Genomic DNA, 14,318 nt, shown 5'->3' with positions numbered 1-14,318 from the left:
GCGGCGCGGGTCTTTGTCCCCGCCGCCGCCGCGCAGCACTCTTCAGGAAAAGTGGAACGCGCCCGCCACGGTCAGGGCTAGGCCGGTCAACAAGCTTACCGTCGCCCAGCCCTTGTGCATGAACGACAGGTTCTTCAGCCAGAAATGGAAGTAGATGTCCGAGAACCCGACCACGATCAGCGCTTCCAGGATCATCAGCCCGCCGATGGCCTTCATCACACAGGCCAGGAGGTCCGCCGGCACCCACGGGTTGACGAGATAGATCGCTGCGCCAGCCGCCAGTTCGGCGACGCCCGAAATCATCTGAAGCGCGGGACTGTCCTCGACCTCTTTGACCAGCGTTTGCCAGATTCCCGGCTTGCGCAGCGCGCCGATGGCGGCAGACATGGCAAACAGGCCCAACAGCATGGCCGTCCAGCCAGTGGGGTCGACAACAGGCATAAGAAACGTCCCTCTCTATCCCGACAATCGGGGCAAAACAGTTCAGGACGCCCGAGGGGGTAAGCGGCCTGTCTTGTCCCGATACCTAAGCGGTCGCCGCGCCATGGTCCAGCGCGATCAATGCGTTGTCGTCAAAAGGGGCGCTGGTTTTCTCAGGTGGCCCGATTTCTCTCAGAAGGCATATCCGACGCCTGCCAGAAACATGAACTGGTCACGGTCGCCGCGCATCGACACGATGGGCGTTTCTGCCGCGCTGCCCTGAAGGCGTTCGTAGACGATCGACGTCGCGATGCCGAAGCCGCCGTTGCGGAAGTCGCCGTCGAGATCCATGCCCCAATAGGCCTTGGCGTCCCAGTCCTTCATCCCGCCTTCGGCCTGATAGACCGGAAGCGCGCCGTCAGTGGCCGCGCTGCCTTCGGGGGTGATCGTGTAGTAATAGTCGGCCCACTTGTCGTCGTGCCAGCTTGCGCCGACCGACACGCCAGCGCCCATGCCTTTCGACAGGGCCGTGAAGTAGGACAGCGAGACACGGCTCTGCCGCCCTGCCCCCTTGCCCGAAATGTCCCAGCGCATCCCGTAGCTTAGCGATAGCGAGTCCACGGGCGTCAGCAGGTTCTTCTTCGAGATACCGGTGCTGAAACCCAGTTCGACCGTGCTGTCCAGTTCGGGCAGCATGTCGACAATCTCGTCCTTTACCTTGCCGGTGCGGGTGGCGCTGTACTGGATTTCCGGGCCGAAGCTCAGCTCGATATCGCCGGGAAGGTTAGGGATAAGATCGACTTCCAGCCCGATGCCACTGGTCTTGAAGGAAATGCCCTCGACCTGCCCACGCACTGCGCCGCCGATCTGGACGCCGTATTCGTCCGCGCCTTCGTAATCGGGGACATAGCCCGCGCCCAGCGCGACGATGACGTAATCGTCCTCGTAAGTGCCCTTGAGGTCGGGTTGTTCGATGCGAAGCGGTTGCCGGTCCACGGCTGCGGCATTGGCGTGTGCCGTGCCGGAAAAGAGGCACGCAGCGGCAACGACAGCAGCGCTCATGAGGGTGCGGGTCGGCGCGATCTGGTTCAAGTGCTGATGGTCCTGTAAATGGGGGAGTTCGTTCGGGAACGCACCGCCCTGCCGGCGGTTCCGCTTGCGACAAGGCATGGACAGCGCCGTAAGGTCACTTGCGCGGGGCCGCAGACCCATGCAAACGGGACGGAAATGGCCAATCGATACGACATCGCGATTGCGGGCGGAGGCCTGTCCGGATCGCTGATCGCGCTGATGCTGGCCGATCGGCGGCCCGACTTGTCCGTCGCGCTGGTAGAGGCAGGGCCCGTCATCGGCGGCAACCATGTCTGGTCCTTCTTCGCCACCGACATTGCCGAGGAAAACCGCGAACTGGTCGAAGGGCTGGCCGCGGCGCGCTGGAATGCGGGCTATGACGTACGCTTTCCCGCCTATCGCCGAACGCTGGCGACGCCTTACCGGTCGATCCTGTCGGAAAACCTCGCCGCTGCCGTGGCCACGGCGCTACCGGCCGGGGCCGTATATACCGGCACCGCAGTAACCGCGCTCGACCCCAAGGGCATTGCGCTTGCCGACGGGACGCGGATCGAGGCGGACGGCGTGATCGACGCGCGCGGATTGAACCGCGATATGCTGGCCGAACTTCACGGCGGCTGGCAGAAATTCGCAGGCGTTACGTTGCGCCTTGCCACCCCGCACAAGATGACGCGCCCCATCGTCATGGACGCGACGGTCAAGCAGAAGGACGGCTACCGCTTCGTCTATGTCCTGCCCTTCTCCGCCGATGAGGTTTTCGTCGAGGACACATATTACAGCGACAGCCGCTCGCTCGACGCAGAAACGCTGTTCGGGCGCATCGACGACTATGCCGAGGGGCGCGGCTGGACCGTGGTCGAAAAGACCCGCAAGGAAACGGGCGTCCTGCCAGTCGTCACCGGAGGGGATTTTACCAGGTTCCGCGCTCATGCCGTTCCCGGTGTCGCGCAGGCGGGTGTGCGGGCGGGATTGTTCCAGCCGCTGACCAGCTATTCCCTGCCCGACGCGGTGCGCCTTGCCGCCCTGATCGCCGATGCACAGGCACATGACAGCGCCAGCCTTGCCGCGCTCACCAATGCTCATGCCGCTGCCCACTGGCGCAGCGGGGGCTTTTATCGACTGCTTGCCCGTATGCTGTTCGGCGCGGCACAGGGACGGGATCGATACAAGGTGCTCCAGCGTTTCTACGCACTTGACGAAGGGCTGGTGGAACGCTTCTACGCTGGTGAAAGCACGCTGTTCGACAAATTGCGCGTATTGGCCGGAAAGCCCCCCGTTCCCGTTCTGAAAGCCGCTTCGGTGCTTGCCGGTCATGGCGCGCCCGGACCGCTTAGAGGTAAGAAATGACTGACAAGAGCCAGCCCAACCGCCGCGCCGCCGTTATCGGCGCAGGCTTCGGCGGCCTCGCGCTTGCCATCCGCCTGCAGTCGGCAGGCATAGACACGACGGTGATAGAGGCGCGCGACAAGCCCGGCGGCCGCGCCTACGTCTGGGAAACAGACGGCTTCACCTTCGATGCCGGCCCCACGGTCATCACCGACCCCGACTGTCTGGAACAGCTTTGGCGGCTGACCGACCACGAAATGTCGGACGACATCGAATTGATGGAGGTAAAGCCGTTCTACCGCCTGCAGTGGGACGACGGAACGACTTTCGACTATTCGAACGACCTGCAGCAACTCGCCGCAGAGATCAGCAAGCTGAACCCCGACGACGTGGCGGGGTACGAGGAATTTTCCGCCTATTCCGAAGGGGTCTACACCGAGGGCTATCTGAAGCTGGGGCACAAGCCGTTCCTCAACTTCTCGGACATGATCAAGGCCGCCCCTGCCCTGGCAAAGTACCAGGCATGGCGTTCGGTCTATTCGATCGTGTCGAAGTACGTGAAGAACGAGAAACTGCGCGAGGCGCTGTCGTTCCACACACTGCTCGTCGGCGGCAATCCGATGTCGACCAGCGCGATCTATGCCCTCATCCACAAGCTTGAGAAGGACGGCGGCGTCTGGTGGGCGAAGGGCGGCACGAACAAGCTGATCGCGGCGATGGTAAGGCACCTCGAACGGTTGGGCGGCACGGTGCGGCTGGGCGATCCGGTGGTCAGCATCGACACCGTCGGCAACCGCGCGACGGGCGTGACGACGAAAAGCGGGTGGAGCGAGCGGTTCGACGCGGTCGCCGCCAATTCCGACCTCATGCACACCTACCGCGACCTTCTGTCCACCAACCGGCGCGGTGGAAAGGTGGCAAAATCGCTGTCGCGCAAGCGGTGGAGCCCGTCGCTCTTCGTCGTGCATTTCGGGGTGGAAGGCGCATGGCCGGGCATCCCGCACCACATGATCCTGTTCGGCCCGCGCTACGAAGGACTGCTGAACGACATCTACAAGTCCGGCGTCCTGCCACGCGATTTCTCTATCTATCTGCACCATCCCACCGTCACCGATCCGTCGATGGGGCCGGAGGGGATGAGCACGTTCTACGCCCTCGTCCCGGTGGCGCACATGGGCAAGCTGCGCGTCGATTGGGATCAGGTCGGCCCCGAGCTTGAAAAGCGCGTGCTGGACGAAGTGGGCCGCCGCCTGATCCCCGACATCCATTCGCGGATCGTGACCAAGTTCCACTACACGCCCGCCGATTTCGGCACCGACCTGTCGGCGCACATGGGCTCTGCCTTCAGCCTCGAACCCATTCTGACACAGTCAGCATGGTTCCGCGCACACAACCGCGATGACGAGATCGGCAATCTCTACTTCGTCGGCGCAGGCACGCATCCGGGTGCGGGCATTCCCGGCGTCGTCGGTTCGGCACGCGCGACCGCGCGGATGATGATCTCCGACCTTTCGAAGGGCTGAGACGAACTTTGCCGAAAAGCCGCGACGAACTGGTTGCCCACGCCCGCAATACGATCGCGCACGGATCGAAGAGCTTTGCCGCCGCCTCGATGCTGTTCGACCGCGTGACGCGGGAACGTGTCTGGCTGCTCTATGCCTGGTGCCGCGCGGCCGACGACCTTGCCGACGCGCAGGACATGGGCGGCGAACTGGGCGACCAGTCGGATGCCGCGGCACGCCTCGCCACGATCCGCGAACGCACCGCACTGGCGCTGGCAGGCGCCGAAACGGGCGATGCCTCGTTCGACGGGCTGGCAGTTGTCGCGCAGGAATGCGGGCTCACCGCCGCCATGTGTGACGACGTGATCGCAGGCTTTGCCCTCGATGCCGACGACTGGAGGCCGCGTAGCGAGGCCGACATGCTGCAGTACTGCTACCACGTGGCAGGTGCGGTCGGCGTGATGATGGCCAAGGTCATGGGTGTGCCGGACCAAGACGCAGACACGCTCGACCGCGCATGCGACCTCGGTATTGCTTTCCAGCTTGCCAATATCGTGCGCGACTTATGGGAAGATGACGCAGCGGGCCGCTGTTATCTGCCGGTCGAATGGCTGGTGGAGGCCGACATTGCGCCGGGCCAGCACATGAAACCGATGTATCGCGCCGAACTCGTCGCCATGGTCCACGATGCCTGCCTGATGGCCCGCGCCTATGAAGCGTCGGCCCGCATCGGTGCCGCACGGCTGCCGCTGCGCTGCCGCTGGGCGATCCTGTCGGCGACGGGCATCTACGGATCCATCGCGCGCAAGGTGGAGAAAGCCGGCGTCCACGGCTGGGACCACCGCGCCTTCACCAGCCGCTTCGAAAAATTGGGCCACGTCTTCGGAGCAGGCGCCGCCAGCCTGCGCGCGCCGCCCGCATCTTGCGCGCAAGAGGCCGAAGCCCGCCCCCTCACCCGCCGCGACTTCGAGGAGCGCGCCCGAAAGGCTGCTGCGTGAGCTTCAGGAAACCGTTCCGGTCGACGCCGCTGAAGGACAAGGATGGGAAGATCATCCCCTTTCGAGCGCCACGGAGAGGGACCATGCTGGCAAAGATCTACGGCGGCGAGAAAACGAAGGACCAACCAGACGGAAAGGCGAAACGGCAGGCAAAGGCCAAGCCTGTCAGCCAGAGCAAGCCTGTCAGCCAGAACAAGCCCAGCCCCCGACCGGCCAAACGGCCGAAAGTCCACTCCCCCCTGCACTTCGACGAACCGAGAGGACGAATGCGTTTCGCCAGCAATGCAAAGAAGAACGGCGGCTGGCTGGGCTTTGCCATACTCGCCGCATCGCTGTGCCTCATCGCCTTCGGCCTCGTCCTGCGTTTCGGCATCCCGGGCCTTGATCTGTTTCAGGAGCGGGAGTTCACAACCGCCCTCACCGCCCCCGTCGCAGGCCCCGAAGACACCCTTTCGGCCCGCTTTGGCATCTGCGACGGCGGCAACCGTCACAACTGCGTCGTCGACGGCGATACGATCTGGTTCGCGGGCGACAAGATCCGCGTGCTGGACATCAACACGCCGGAAATTTCGAATCCGCAATGCGACCGCGAACTCGTACTGGGCCGCGCCGCGACGCAGCGTTTGCTGCAACTTCTGAACGACGGTCCCTTCAGTCTCGAATCCGGTCCTGAAGAGACCGACCGCTATGGCCGCAAGCTTCGCCGCATCACGCGCGGCGGCCAGTCGCTGGGCGATATTCTGGTTGCCGAAGGCCTTGCCGAAAGGTGGCAGGGCCATCGCAGCGGCTGGTGTTAATCGGGCGTTTTCCATTCTTCGCTAAAGTAAATCTTGTGAGTCGGGTGGAACTCCCGATGCGGAAGAGGCGTTGGCCTATCATGACTGTCGATGTTCAACTGCACGAGATCACCGGCGCCACCGACGCCGAGGAACGCTTCATCAAGGACAGCGTGATCCTGTTGCGCAAGGCTGTCAGCAGTCCCGGCTTCGGCGGTTCCGTCCGCCAGGCCGACTATGGCTTTGCCGGCTGGCAGAGCCTGCATGGCGGCGTGAAGGACATGGACGGCCTCCAGATCTGGGACCGCATCGTCCACGGCCGTGAATGCGGCAAGACGGCAGACCACACGCTCGATCTGGCGATTTCGGTCGAAGACATGGACGGTCCCGAAAGCGCGCATCCCGTCATCGGCCGGACGCGCCTCGGAACTCTTCCGATCCGCACCGCGCGATGGTTCGTGGCGCTGTGCATGGACGCAGGCGACCGCGTAAACATGGCCGCGCACCTGATGCATCAATGGATGCACGTGTCGGGTTTCGTTCACGGCAAGGACCACACCGGTCACGACGCTCCTGCTGTCATTGCAAAGCTGGTTCGCCGCTCGCTCGAATCGGACTTCGGCGACGAGATTGACGCACAGGTCACTGCACACCTGACGCTCGACGTTTCGGACTGCGATTGCTGCGTCAATGCCGATGCCCCCGAACCGACGCCCGTGCGCGCTGCGTGAACCGCTGATCGTCGGGGGTTAAGCCCGGCGAGCGCATTGGCCTTGTCGCTTCGCTTCCCTATCTGGAAAGCATGGCGTCCGCCCCCCTTCCGCAACCCGTGCCGCTGCCCGCGCTGCATGCCAGTCATTCGGGCTGCTGGCTGTCGGATGCAGGCGGTAACGTGCGCGCTCTTTCGCGCGGGGAAGCGATCATGGCAGCCGCGGAAACCCCGCTGCTGATGCTGAACGCGCCGTTGGTGGCCAGCCGCCTCGGTTATCCCGAATTGTCGGGGCTGGACCTTCTCGAATTCTATGCCTTCGTCCATCCGGCGCGCTTTGTCGTGCCGACGCCGAAGGGGCTGGCACAGGCGCTCGACCTGCCCTTGCCGGAACACGAAGGCGAAGTGCCCATCCTGCTCGCCCGCGCCGCCGCACGCCTGTCTGAACATTGCGAGGCCGAGGACTGGCCCGAACGCGAAGGCGCATGGTCGGTTCTGCAATCGCTGGCCCGACAGAAGTGGCCATGGTCCGGTATCCTCGCGCCCCATGTCCGCAAGCCGGAGCGCGCCGAACGCTGGCTGTTTGCCAGGCTGCCCGAGTGGGAGGAACTCCCACCCCGCGCCCAGCCCAAGCATGTCGCGCTTGATCCCGATGATATTGCGATTCGGCTCGACACGCTGACCGGCGAAGGATCGGAAAGGCGCGATGGCCAGCGCGACTATGCGCAAGAAGCTGCACACGTCTTTGCCCCGCGCCCCGAAAAGGGCCGCCCGAACATGGTGCTGGCGCAGGCCGGGACCGGGGTCGGCAAGACGCTGGGCTACCTCGCGCCCGCCTCGCTCTGGTCGCAGGCGGCGGAAGGCACAGTCTGGGTCTCTACTTATACCAAGGCGCTGCAACGCCAGCTGCGCCGGGAAAGCCGCCGCGCTTGGCCGGATTCGGGGCCGGATGCAAACGGTGTGGAACGCCAGACGCCCGCCGTTGTCGTTCGCAAGGGGCGCGAAAACTACCTCTGCCTGCTGAATCTCGAAGATGCTCTGCAAGGGGGCTTCCAGAACCGCGCGGGCATCTTCGCGCAACTGGTGGCGCGCTGGGCTGCCTATAGCGAGGATGGCGACATGGTCGGCGGGGACCTGCCCGGCTGGCTGCCGACATTGTTCCGCAGGCGCGGGCTTGCCGCACTGACCGACCGGCGCGGCGAATGCGTCTATGCCGCCTGCCCCCATTACAAGAAGTGCTTCATCGAACGCGCCGCGCGCCAGTCCGCAAATGCCGATCTCGTCATCGCGAACCACGCGCTCGTCATGGTGCACGCGGCGCGAGGTGGCGAGCGAGAGGGACAGCAGCGCCCCAGCCGCATCGTTTTCGACGAAGGCCACCACTTGTTCGACGCTGCAGATTCGACCTTCGCCGTCGCCCTGTCGGGCAGCGAGGCGATCGAAATGCGCCGCTGGGTCATCGGTCCCGAAGGCAAATCCAAGGGCCGCAGGCGCGGCCTTGCCGCACGCCTTGCCGATGTCGCGAGCTATGACGAAGAGGGCGAGCAGGCGATCGCTGCCGCGCGCGAGGCGGCATCCGGCCTGCCATCCGACGGCTGGCTGGGCCGCATCAACGAGGGCGAGCCGTGGGGGCCTCTCGAACAGCTCTTCGCCTCTGTCCGCCGCGTTACATACGCGCGAGACGAAGCGGGGAGCGAGGCAGGTTACGGGCTGGAGACCGAGGCGGTCGACCTCGACGGCCCCTTCATCGAGACCGCATCACAAGCCCGTGACGCGCTTGCCGCAGTGCGCCAGCCGCTGATGAAGCTGGGCACGCGATTGGAAGCGATACTCGAGGACCCGCCGGACTGGCTGGACCCACAGGGCCGTCAGCGCGTCGAAGGCGCGCGTCATTCGCTGTCGTGGCGGATCGATGCGTTGACCGCATGGGAAGCGCTTCTGGCGCGGCTCGGCGGGCCGGCAGATCCCGATTTCGTCGACTGGCTCTCGGTCGAACGCGCCGAGGCGCGCGAGTTTGACATCGCCATCCACCGCCGCTGGCTCGACCCGATGCGCCCCTTTGCGGCGACCGTGCTGGAACCGGCCCACGGCGTCCTGCAAACCAGCGCGACACTGTGCGACCGTTCGCCCGAAGGTCCCGACTGGGAGCGCGCCGTTGCGCGTTCCGGCGCGTCGGTGATCGGGCTGAACCCGCGAATTTCCGAAGCGGCCAGCCCGTTCGACTACGCCAGTCAGGCGCAAGTCATCATCGTGACCGACGTGAAGAAGGGCGACATTGCCGGCCTTGCCGCCGCCTATGGCCAGCTGATCGAGGCAAGCGACGGCGGCGTTCTGGGCCTGTTCACCGCGATCCGCCGCTTGCGCGCGGTCCATGCGCGCATCGCCGACCGGCTGGCGCGTTCGGGCCTGCCGCTGTTCGCGCAGCACGTCGACCCGATCGACACCGGCACGCTGGTCGACATTTTTCGCGACGATCCACGCGCGTCGCTGCTGGGCACCGATGCCTTGCGCGACGGGGTTGACGTGCCGGGCGATTCTCTTCGCCTGGTGGTCATGGAGCAGGTTCCCTGGCCCAAGCCGTCGATCCTGCACCGCGCCCGCCGCGCGGCATCCGGGGGCGAGCGGGCGGACCGGCAGGCGCACGACGATGCCATCGTCCGGGCACGACTGGCGCAGGCGTTCGGGCGGCTGATCCGGTCACGCGACGACAGCGGCGCATTTGTCGTGCTGTCCGCCGCGTTTCCCACTCGGCTGCTGTCTGCTTTCCCCGACGGAACGCCTGTCACGCGCACGACACTTGCCGATGCTTTACAAATGCTGCAGCGGGGTGTTTCCTGTTCCACGCCTAAAGATCAAGAAAACGTAAGGGAAAGCGACGGTTGAAACGCCTGGGTCTCCTGCGCCATGCGAAGTCGGAAGAGCATCAGCCCGCAGGCTATGACTTCGATCGCGGTATCAATGCCAAGGGCCGCCGCGCGGCAGAGGCGATGGGCCGCTATATCGGGACCAAGGTCGCGCCGTTCGACCGTATTCTGGCCAGCCCGGCCGTCCGTGTTCAGGAAACGCTGAACATCGCGCTCGACGCCATGGGCAAGGCCGCGCCGGTGGACCGGGTGGAGGACCGCCGCCTTTATCTCGCCACGGCGGATTCGATTCTCGACGTTCTGACCGATCTTGCAGGCGACGAGGACAGCATCCTGCTCGTCGCGCATAATCCTGGGCTTGAGGATGCAGTGCTCGACCATGTGCCCGACGACGGCTCTTCACCGCTGCGCGATACGGTGGCGGTGAAGTTTCCGACCGGCGCTTTCGCTGTGCTGGAATTCGATATCGACGACTGGTCGGAAATCGATGGGGCGAAGGCCCGTCTTGTCGACCTGAAGCGTCCGCGCGATCTGGACCCGACGCTGGGCCCGGAAATGGCGAATTGATCAGCCCTGAAGCAGGGCCGCGGCCAGCTTTTCCCTGATGGATCGCAGCCTTGCATGGAGCAGGACGTCCTCCGTCCGGCTTTGTGCTGGCTCAAGCTCCGACGTGACAGATGCGGTTTCGCTGGTGCTTTCCTCCAGCGTGCGGACCGCACCGCGCAGCTTCTCGACCATTTCGGCAGAAGGCGCAGGCGCGGCGGCGAGTTTGGGCGGGGCCTTGCCCTCGTCCTCGATCGCCTTGACCGCACCGCGGATCGTATAGCCGTCCTGATTGAGCAGGCGGTCGATCTTCTGCAAAAGCTCGACATCGCCGGGGCGGTAGTAACGCCGGCCCCCGCTGCGCTTTACAGGACGCAGCATCGGGAACTGTTCTTCCCAATAGCGCAGCACGTGCGGCTTTATATCGAGAGCGGCCGAAACCTCGCCGATCGTGCGGAACGCCTGCGGGTCTTTCCCGTCCTCGAAAAAACTGTCCTGCGTAGGCGTTCCGTCACTCATCGCTTAGACCCCGCTCACGCGGTCCTTCAGCATCTGGCTGGCGCGGAAGGTCATCACGCGGCGCGGCGTGATCGGCACTTCGACGCCGGTCTTGGGATTGCGGCCGATGCGTTCGCCCTTGTCGCGCAAGAGAAACGTTCCGAAACCGGAGATTTTGACGTTTTCGCCATCAGACATGGCATCGCACATCAGGCGCAGGATCGATTCCACCATTGTCAGTGAATCGGACCGGCTGAGACCCACCTTGTGGTGGACGGCGTCGGCAAGATCCGCACGCGTGAGAGTTCCGACAGAACGCATTTTGTCCTATCCCCTTTATTGCCCCCGAGCTGCGACCCAGACAGCCACTATTTCACAGCATCGGCGCAGCGACAATTGAAAATCGGGCAAAAACAGGCACATTCCGCCCCTTCGGGCTATTTCGCGTCAGAATGGGTCTAATTCGCGGCCCCAATCAGGCGCGCAGCAGGCTCGCGCCCCAGGTGAAGCCGCCGCCCATGGCTTCGAGCATGACGAGATCGCCGGGCTGGATTCGCCCGTCGCGCACCGCCACGTCATAGGCCAACGGTACCGATGCCGCCGACGTATTGGCGTGCATTTCGACCGTCTTGACCATGCGTTCGGTGGGCAGGCCCAACTTCTTCGCCGTGGCATCGAGAATGCGGGCGTTGGCCTGGTGCGGCACGACCCAGTCGATCTGCGAAGCCTCGTAGCCGGTACCTTCCAGTACTTCGGTCAACACGTTGGCGAGGTTGACCACGGCATGGCGGAAAACCTCGCGGCCCTTCATGCGCAGCTTGCCTACGGTCTGCGTCGTCGACGGACCGCCATCGACATAGAGCAGGCAATTATGCTCGCCATCAGTGTGCAACTTGGTCTCGATCACGCCGCGCGCGGTTGCTGCCTCGCTGGCGGGAAATTCCTGCAGTTCCAGCACCATCGCACCCGCACCGTCGCCGAAAAGAACGCAAGTCGTACGGTCTTCCCAGTCGAGGATACGGCTGAATGTTTCGGCCCCGATCACCAGTGCGCGCTTGCCCATGCCCCGGTGCAGCAGCGAATCTGCCGCACCCAGCGCATAGAGAAAGCCCGAGCAGACCGCCGCCACGTCGAAGGCAAAGGCGTTCTTGCAGCCAAGGTCATGCTGGACCTTGCTGGCGGTGGACGGAAACGTCTGGTCTGGCGTGGCGGTGGCCAGCACGATGATGTCGATATCGTCGGCGGTCAGGCCAGCCGCCTCGATCGCCTTGCGCGAGGCATCGCCGGCGAGCGTCGAGGTCGTCTCCCCCTCACCCGCGATGTAACGCTGACGAATCCCGGTCCGCTCGACGATCCAATCGTCGCTGGTCTCGACCTGCTCTGCCAGATCGGCGTTCGTTACGCAGCGTTTGGGAAGTGCCGAGCCAGAGCCGAGAACGACCGAACGGCGGATCATGTCGCTCACGCGGCGTCTTCCGTTGTCTTGTCTTCGGTGCCGCGCGCAAGGTCGGCAGAAATACGCTCGATCAGGTCTTCCTCCAGCAGGCGCGCCGTCACCGCAACGGCATTGGCCACGCCCTTGGCATTGGCGCTACCGTGGCTCTTCACCACGACCCCGTTGAGGCCGAGGAAAACCGCGCCATTATGATTGTTCGGATCCAGATGGTGCTTCAGCAACTCGGTCGCCGGACGGCTGACGAGAAAACCTACCTTGGAACGCAGCGAGGACTGGAACGCGCTTTTCAAAAGGTCCGTCACGAAACGCGCCGCGCCTTCGACGGCCTTCAGGGCGATGTTGCCCGAAAACCCGTCGGTCACGACAACGTCGACGCTGCCGCGGTTGATCTTGTCGGCCTCTACGAAGCCTTCGAAGCTCATCGCCAGCCGCTGATCGGCAGCGCGCAACTTTTCGGATGCGACGCGCAGGACATCGGTGCCCTTGATCTCCTCGGTCCCGATGTTGAGCAGCGCCACACGCGGTTCCGGAAGACCCGTGGCAATGCGCGAATAGGCCGCGCCCATGATCGCGAACTGCACCAGGTTGCGGGCATCGCAATCGGTGTTCGCGCCAAGGTCGAGCATGACCATGTCGGTATCGCCCAGCGTGGGCATCAGTGCGGCAAGAGCCGGGCGGTCGATGCCGGGCATCGTGCGCAGCGAAAGCTTGGCCATCGCCATCAGCGCGCCGGTATTGCCGCCCGAAACGGCGGCTCCCGCCTCGCCCTTCTTCACCGCGTCGATCGCAAGGCCCATGCTGGTCTTGCGGGCACGGCGCAGGGCCTGGGTCGGCTTTTCATCGCCCGAGACGGCTTCGGGCGCGTGGAGAATCTCCGACGCGCCGCGCATGTTCGGGTGATTTTCCAGAGCACGCTTGATCCGCTCCTCGTCACCGACGAGAAGGAACTTGAAGCGATCGTGGCGCCGACGCGCAAGCGCGGCACCCTCGATCATGACGCGAACGCCATGATCGCCGCCCATCGCGTCGATTGCGATACGCGGCAAGCTCATGGTCTACGTCCTAGCAAGTGTCTGTGCGGGTCTTCAGAGCCCGACGGAAACGATCTCGCGCCCGTTGTAATGGCCGCAAGCGTCGCAAAGGTTGTGCGGGCGCTTGAGCTCACCACAGTTCGGGCATTCGTGGAACGCCTCGACCTTGAGGGCATCATGGGCACGACGCATACCGCGACGGGACGGCGAAACTTTTCTCTTGGGGACAGCCATTTCGGCACCTGTTCAATCAATAACGACGATCTTTGCGTGCCGCCCTAGTCCAGCCTCCGGCACGGCACAAGCCCACATCGGGAAGTTCTTTCCCACTGCGGACCGGGGCGCGCGCTTTGCGGCACGGGGGGTGCGGCGAAGGCGCGCGCTATAGCGTTTTCTGCGATTAGCGCAAGGGCAGTCTACTGTTTGAGTGCCATATCCGCAACAAAGGGGTTCGTCTGCCGCTCTGCCCCAAAAGTGCTGATCGGACCGTGGCCCGGAATGAAAGTGACGTCGTCGCCCAGCGGCCACAGACGCTGCGTGATCGAATCGATAAGATCCTGGTGATTGCTCATCGGGAAATCGGTGCGCCCGATCGAACCCTTGAACAGAACGTCGCCCACAACCGCGAACTGGCTGGGCGCGTGATGGAACACGACATGGCCTGGCGTGTGACCGGGACAATGCACGACATCGAGCTCCAGCTCGCCCACCGTGACCTTGTCACCGTGGTGAAGCCAGCGGTCAGGCTCAAAGCTGCTCGCCTCCATCCCCCAGCGCGGTCCATCGTCATCCAGCCGCGCGATCCAGAACCGGTCAGCCTCCTCCGGCCCCTCGATCGGAACGCCCATTTCCTTGGCGAAGACGCCCGCGTTGCCGCAGTGATCGAGATGCCCGTGGGTGACGAGCACCTTTTCCAGCGTGATCCCCGCCTTGGCGATGGCATCCTTGATCCGCGGCAGATCCCCGCCCGGATCGATGACGGCGCCCTTCATCGTCTTCGTGCACCAGATCAGCGAACAGTTCTGCTGAAGCGGGGTCACGGGCACGATAGCGGCCCGCATCGGAGGTTCTTGCGTGGGTTCGGTCATGCAAGAGGATGTGGCGGGGGCGGCGGAGGAATGCAA

15 protein-coding genes are annotated in these 14,318 nt (G+C 64.3%); 7 read left to right on the top strand and 8 right to left on the bottom strand.

The features are described 5' to 3' along the window. Nucleotides 1–42: 42 nt before the first annotated feature. Nucleotides 43–441 carry a hypothetical protein gene (locus A9D15_RS13860; protein WP_066765921.1) on the bottom strand — a complete coding sequence of 133 codons (399 nt, stop codon included), beginning with the start codon at nt 439–441 and terminating at the stop codon, nt 43–45. Between the two features lie 171 nt (nt 442–612). Continuing rightward, complete coding sequence (locus tag A9D15_RS16305) at nt 613–1,512, bottom strand: MipA/OmpV family protein (protein ID WP_172807531.1); 900 nt, start codon at nt 1,510–1,512, stop codon at nt 613–615. A 135-nt stretch (nt 1,513–1,647) separates the two neighbouring features. Between A9D15_RS16305 and crtY the strand changes: the two genes are divergently transcribed. From crtY to A9D15_RS13820, 7 genes are all read left to right on the top strand, one after another. Next, nucleotides 1,648–2,838, top strand: a complete 1,191-nt coding sequence (gene crtY, locus A9D15_RS13850) for a lycopene beta-cyclase CrtY (RefSeq protein WP_066765919.1) — start codon at nt 1,648–1,650, stop codon at nt 2,836–2,838. After that, nucleotides 2,835–4,340, top strand: a complete 1,506-nt coding sequence (locus A9D15_RS13845; RefSeq protein WP_066765917.1) for a phytoene desaturase — start codon at nt 2,835–2,837, stop codon at nt 4,338–4,340. The genes crtY and A9D15_RS13845 overlap by 4 nt, the downstream gene beginning before the upstream one ends. 8 nt (nt 4,341–4,348) lie before the next feature. Beyond that, complete coding sequence (locus A9D15_RS13840; protein ID WP_066765915.1) at nt 4,349–5,317, top strand: phytoene/squalene synthase family protein; 969 nt, start codon at nt 4,349–4,351, stop codon at nt 5,315–5,317. 83 nt (nt 5,318–5,400) lie between these two features. Next, nucleotides 5,401–6,114: a thermonuclease family protein gene (locus A9D15_RS13835; RefSeq protein ID WP_229660246.1), complete on the top strand. Its 714-nt coding sequence runs from the start codon at nt 5,401–5,403 to the stop codon at nt 6,112–6,114. Nucleotides 6,115–6,194: 80 nt separating this feature from the next. Next, nucleotides 6,195–6,824: a hypothetical protein gene (locus A9D15_RS13830; RefSeq protein WP_156521789.1), complete on the top strand. Its 630-nt coding sequence runs from the start codon at nt 6,195–6,197 to the stop codon at nt 6,822–6,824. 71 nt (nt 6,825–6,895) lie between these two features. After that, nucleotides 6,896–9,685: an ATP-dependent DNA helicase gene (locus A9D15_RS13825; protein ID WP_066765910.1), complete on the top strand. Its 2,790-nt coding sequence runs from the start codon at nt 6,896–6,898 to the stop codon at nt 9,683–9,685. Further along, entirely contained in the window at nt 9,682–10,233 is a 552-nt protein-coding gene (locus A9D15_RS13820) for a SixA phosphatase family protein (RefSeq protein WP_066765908.1), read from the top strand. Before A9D15_RS13825 ends, A9D15_RS13820 begins: the two co-directional genes overlap by 4 nt. Here the strand turns inward: A9D15_RS13820 and A9D15_RS13815 are convergent, their stop codons facing one another. The 6 genes from A9D15_RS13815 to A9D15_RS13790 all read right to left on the bottom strand — a co-directional run bounded on the left by A9D15_RS13815 (nt 10,234) and on the right by A9D15_RS13790 (nt 14,282). Continuing rightward, nucleotides 10,234–10,728, bottom strand: coding sequence for a MerR family transcriptional regulator (locus tag A9D15_RS13815; protein WP_066765907.1), 495 nt, complete (start codon nt 10,726–10,728; stop codon nt 10,234–10,236). It lies immediately after the preceding gene. Nucleotides 10,729–10,731: 3 nt separating this feature from the next. Continuing rightward, the gene (locus A9D15_RS13810; RefSeq protein ID WP_066765906.1) at nt 10,732–11,028 is read right to left on the bottom strand and encodes an integration host factor subunit alpha; all 297 of its coding nucleotides are present in this window, start codon (nt 11,026–11,028) and stop codon (nt 10,732–10,734) included. Between the two features lie 154 nt (nt 11,029–11,182). Further along, complete coding sequence (locus tag A9D15_RS13805; protein ID WP_066766164.1) at nt 11,183–12,163, bottom strand: beta-ketoacyl-ACP synthase III; 981 nt, start codon at nt 12,161–12,163, stop codon at nt 11,183–11,185. A 5-nt stretch (nt 12,164–12,168) separates the two neighbouring features. Further along, nucleotides 12,169–13,215 (bottom strand): phosphate acyltransferase PlsX, encoded by a 1,047-nt coding sequence (plsX, locus tag A9D15_RS13800; protein ID WP_066765905.1) that lies wholly within the window; start codon nt 13,213–13,215, stop codon nt 12,169–12,171. A 33-nt stretch (nt 13,216–13,248) separates the two neighbouring features. After that, complete coding sequence (rpmF, locus tag A9D15_RS13795; RefSeq protein ID WP_066558963.1) at nt 13,249–13,428, bottom strand: 50S ribosomal protein L32; 180 nt, start codon at nt 13,426–13,428, stop codon at nt 13,249–13,251. 182 nt (nt 13,429–13,610) lie between these two features. Next, nucleotides 13,611–14,282 (bottom strand): MBL fold metallo-hydrolase, encoded by a 672-nt coding sequence (locus tag A9D15_RS13790; protein ID WP_066765904.1) that lies wholly within the window; start codon nt 14,280–14,282, stop codon nt 13,611–13,613. Between the last annotated feature and the right edge of the window lie 36 nt (nt 14,283–14,318).

It is taken from the genome of Croceicoccus pelagius, from assembly GCF_001661915.1.
Classification (GTDB): domain Bacteria; phylum Pseudomonadota; class Alphaproteobacteria; order Sphingomonadales; family Sphingomonadaceae; genus Croceicoccus; species Croceicoccus pelagius.
Note: the sequence above shows the minus strand (reverse complement) of the source record. Positions and strands in the feature narration are given on the sequence as shown.